Genomic DNA, 3,142 nt, shown 5'->3' on the forward strand with positions numbered 1-3,142 from the left:
GTGAAGAACGCCGCGCTGACGTTGGGGATCACCACGAACAGCCCGGCGAGGATCGTCACGATCACGCCCTGTGAGATGAGGATCCCGATCTGCACGCCGGCCTTGTTCTCCTTCTGGAGCCACGGTGGCAGCAAGCCCGTCCGACCGGCTGCGAGCAGCCCTTTGCTCGGACCGGCGATCCACGTGACGACCGATGCGAGCGCACCCAGTGCGATCGCCGCGGAGATGATCGCGGTCGCCCAGCCGATGCTCCAGTGGTCGAAGTACGCCTGGAACGCGATGTTGATCCCGGTCGTCAGCCCGAGCTGGCTCTTCGGGACGACGAAAGCGATGGCGAGGGTCGGCAGGATGAAGACGAGAAGGATCAGACCGGCCGCGATGAAGATCGACCGCGGATACTCCTTGCCCGGTCGCTTCATGTCGTTCGCATGGACGGCGTTGACCTCCATGCCCGCGTAGGCGAGGAAGTTGCTGACGATCAGCACGATGCTCGCGAGACCGGTGAACGGCGGGATGACGTCGCTCGTCTCCATCGGGACCTGGCTCTTGTTGCCGGCGATCAGCCACACCGCCCCGAGCACGATGAGGATGACCCCGGGGATCAGGGTGCCGATGAGTCCACCCCATGAGCCGACCTTCGCGAAGAGCCCGCCTCCACGAAGGTTCAGCAGGGTGCAGATCCAGTAGAAGACGACGATGACGATCGCCGTGTAGATGCCGGAGTTGGCCAGGTCGTTGTCTCCGAACACGAACGCGATGCTGGCGGCGATGAAAGCGAGCTGGACGGGGTACCAGACGACGTTCTGGACCCACTGGAGCCAGATCGCCTGGAAGCCCCACCTGTTGCCGAACGCCTCGCGCACCCATGCGTAGACCCCGCCGCGCCACCCGGTGGCCAGCTCTGCCGCCACCAGCGCGGTCGGCACCAGGAACAGCAGCGCAGGGATCAGGTAGAGCGTGATGCTTCCCAGCCCGTACCCCGACATCGCCGGCAGGCTGCGCAGGCTGGCGACGGCGACGACCGTCAAGATCGAGACCTGGAACATCGAGAGGTAGACCTTGGCGGCCCTCTGCCCGGGCGTGCTTCGCGTGTCGCTCATCATGCCCCTCAGTGGTGGAACTGCTGCTTCGACACAGCGTGGGGGATCGGGGCGGGCAGGCTGTCGAGGTCCTTGGTGGCCGAGGCGATGTCACCGAGCAGCTTGTCGGCCAGGTCGATGCTCAGCCCGTTGCGGACGACGATGCGCTGGACGGTGAGGTCGGACAGGTTGTCGGGCATCGGGTACGCCGGCACCTGCCACCCGTACGTGCGCAAGCGGTCCGACAGGTCGTACAGCGTCCAGTTGTCGGTGTGGCCCTCCCTGAGCCGCCACGCGAAGACGGGGATGTCGCTGCCGTCGTTCCACAGCTCGAACGCGCCGTGCTGCGCGATCCCCTCGGCGAGGTGCTTCGCGGTGTCCTGCGAGGCTTGCTGCACGGCCGTGTAGCCGTTGCGGCCCAGGCGCAGGAAGTTGAAGTACTGCAGGAGGACCTGCGCACCCGGACGTGAGAAGTTCAGCGCGAACGTCGGCATATCGCCGCCGAGATAGCTCACGTAGAAGATCAAGTCGTCGGGCAGGAGGTCGCGCGAGCGCCAGACGACCCAGCCGAGCCCCGGGTAGACGAGACCGTACTTGTGACCCGAGGTGTTGATCGAGTGCACCCGGTCGACGCGGAAGTCCCACTGGAGATCCTCCTGCAGGAACGGGGCGATCATCCCGCCGGAGGCGCCGTCCACGTGGATAGGGACGTCGAGACCGGTGCTCTTCTGGATCTCGTCGAGCGCCGCCGCCACCTTCGTCACCGGCTCGTACATGCCCGTGTACGTGACACCCATGATGACGACCACGCCGATCGTGTTCTCGTCGACGTACTTGTCGAGGTCGTGTCCGTCGAGGGTCTTGTGCTCCTCGGAGATCGGGACGTAGCGCGCCTCGACGTCCCAGTAGTTGCAGAACTTCTCCCACACCACCTGGACCGCCGAGCTCATCACGAGATTCGGCGTAGCAGCCGGCTTGCCCGCGGCCTTGCGAGCGTTCTGCCAGCGCCGCTTGAACGCCAGACCGGCGAGCATGCAGGCCTCGGACGAGCCGATCGTGGAGGTGCCGATCGAGTTGGCGGGGTCAGGCGCGTTCCACAGGTCGGCGACCATCCGCCAGCAGCGTTCCTCGATCGCCGCGGTCGCCGGGTACTCGTCCTTGTCGATCATGTTCTTGTCGAACGTCTCCGAGTACAGCTTCTCGGCGTACGGGCCCATCCAGGTGCCCACGAACGTCGCCAGGTTGAGTCGTGCGTTGCCGTCGAGCATGACCTCGTCGTGCACGATCTGATAAGCCGTCTCCGGAAGCATCGGGTCGTCCTGCAGCACCGTGCGGGAGTAGGTCGTCTGCTCCCCCGGACGTGCGAACAACGGGTTGACCTCGCGGGTTCCCACCTCTGGTTCTGCCATCATTCCTCCAGACTGCGCGCTGAACTCAGCGCAACGAAACCGGACCCGGGGGAGGCACTTCGTCGAAGCGGTCGCTCTACGGTCCTAACACAGCCCTTCGCACAGTGCAGCCTGGAAGTCAGGCGCGTCGGCGAGCCAGCACGTACGCCTGGCGAGTGCGCTCGCCTGCCTCGACATCGGCGGCACGGACCGTGGTCGCATCAACGTCGAGACCGTGGCTGTCCAGCAGCGTGCCGAATGCGGCCGGGTCTGGCCGGTGGAACTCGAGCGACACCGCGATGTCCCTGAGGTGGTTCGGACGGAAGGTCTCGGCATCGGTCTGGAACGCAGCGAGCAGCCAGCCGCCGGGCTCGAGCACTCGAACGAGCTCCGCGACAGCACCGGGCAGCGCCTCAGGCGGGACATGGATCAGCGAGTACCAGGTTCGGGTGGACGTCCCGCGCGTTGCGGATCATCTCCGCACTGAGGTCGATCCCGTGCGCATCGACCTCGAACGAGGCGAGCTGCGCGGTGATGCGGCCCTCGCCACAGCCCGCGTCGAGCACACGCCCGCGCCCCGCGACGTGTCGGGCGAACACGCCGAGCACGGCGTCGTCCCACGGACTGGTCGCCAGCTCGCGGACCCACGTCGCATACTCGTCGGCGAGCGCGTCG

4 protein-coding genes are annotated in these 3,142 nt (G+C 66.3%); all 4 read right to left on the reverse strand.

Annotation, left to right across the window (positions count from 1 at the left end; translation table 11 throughout):
* On the reverse strand, positions 1–1,100 hold a 1,100-nt coding region (locus PV363_RS16790), incomplete at its 3' end, for an amino acid permease (RefSeq protein WP_301022951.1).
* 8 nt (positions 1,101–1,108) lie between these two features.
* Complete coding sequence (locus PV363_RS16795) at positions 1,109–2,488, reverse strand: glutamate decarboxylase (protein ID WP_255566134.1); 1,380 nt, start codon at positions 2,486–2,488, stop codon at positions 1,109–1,111.
* Positions 2,489–2,606: 118 nt separating this feature from the next.
* Positions 2,607–2,846 carry a hypothetical protein gene (locus PV363_RS16800; protein WP_301022952.1) on the reverse strand — a complete coding sequence of 80 codons (240 nt, stop codon included), beginning with the start codon at positions 2,844–2,846 and terminating at the stop codon, positions 2,607–2,609.
* A gap of 34 nt (positions 2,847–2,880) precedes the next feature.
* Positions 2,881–3,142, reverse strand: a 262-nt coding sequence (locus PV363_RS16805) for a class I SAM-dependent methyltransferase (protein WP_301022953.1), incomplete at its 5' end; no start/stop codon positions are given.

It is taken from the genome of Mumia sp. (genome assembly GCF_028803055.1).
GTDB lineage: Bacteria > Actinomycetota > Actinomycetes > Propionibacteriales > Nocardioidaceae > Mumia.

Bases quoted from the DNA above. Each gene is read 5' to 3' on its own strand.
- PV363_RS16795 (WP_255566134.1), bottom strand. From the start codon at position 2,488: ATGGCAGAACCAGAGGTGGGAACCCGCGAGGTCAACCCGTTGTTCGCA.